This is a genomic window from Cupriavidus sp. CuC1, assembly GCF_044627735.1.
Classification (GTDB): domain Bacteria; phylum Pseudomonadota; class Gammaproteobacteria; order Burkholderiales; family Burkholderiaceae; genus Cupriavidus; species Cupriavidus ulmosensis.
Map to the genome: position 1 here is coordinate 1 of NZ_JBIUHC010000391.1, position 1,093 is coordinate 1,093.

2 protein-coding genes are annotated in these 1,093 nt (G+C 56.4%); one reads left to right on the forward strand and one right to left on the reverse strand.

The annotated features are described in order from the left end of the window. Positions 1 to 180 (forward strand): hypothetical protein (locus tag ACGLHR_RS51835; RefSeq protein WP_400103918.1); only part of this gene is annotated, 180 nt, incomplete at its 5' end. Between the two features lie 691 nt (positions 181 to 871). Here ACGLHR_RS51835 and ACGLHR_RS51840 read toward each other — a convergent pair. Then, positions 872 to 1,093: hypothetical protein (locus ACGLHR_RS51840; protein ID WP_400103920.1), on the reverse strand; the 222-nt coding region annotated here is incomplete at its 5' end.

Genomic DNA, 1,093 nt, shown 5'->3' on the forward strand with positions numbered 1-1,093 from the left:
TCCTTTGTCGTGGTTGGAAAAAAGAACTACGACTGCTGCCCCGAGCTCGATTCCACAGTGGACGGTGGCGACGGCAGCGGGTCATCGGTGCGAGGAGCTGGGAGCGTGCACCGAACGGCCACAATAGACTTCTTTATCGCCGGCATCAAGTCAGAGATATGCGGCAATGCCGCAAAGTGAAGCAGCGCGAGAGTATCGAAAGGTGGTTGACACGAGCACGGTATCAATCCGAAGCGGCTGCCCATCTCCCATCTCCAAGGAGCGAGTCCTGAGCGACGCCCGGCGCAGCCACCTTTACCGCTTGGCCCGCGCTGTTCATGTCGGCTTTGTCTGCATGACGGCGCACACCCTCGATGCCTACAGACCGCGCCAAATCGAGGGTCGGCCGGGATTCGCAATTATGCTCTGCAGAGCCTAATCGTAAAAGATCCGCCATACCTTCGCTAAGTTTATGATTTTTATAGGAAATTCACCCGGAACGGATAGCGAACCGCCGGCCCCAATCGAAAGGGGGCCGCAAATGTGGACCACCGACGACACAGGGGGCAATCAGGGCAGTGGGACACGACCAAAGCCCACGTCTTTGGCCCCTTTAGTGATCGTGCCACCACTACAATTCGGCAGTCTTGAGACGACGCTATAAGTCCTCCGCAAGTCCCGAGTAAATCAAATCGCCACTTCACTCAGTAGTGTCCGGCAGCCGCCTGCTTCTATCAAACATCACTGACACGGCGATCATGTGGAAGCGAGGATGTGCTAGGCCGCTGGCAGCATGACTTGCGCCTCATCATCCCGACTTTGATTTGGCCCAGTTGGTTTTGCGTTCCCGCTAAGCTAGCTTTACCGACACAGCCTGACCCCTGCCGGCGGCTCAATCATCATCGACAGCGCGCGCTAAACGAAAGTCCGTGGGTGACGCCTCGAACGAGGCAATTCCCCGCGGAATCTTGATGATCCCTGTTGTCTGACATTTATGAGGAAACAATTGGCTGTCATGGAGCCAACGTAATCGAAACGTAACCGCGCAATTGAGCACACTGTATTGAGAGTCGTTCTCGGCGAACAGGCGGGCTCGGCCGTATTGCGACGATCG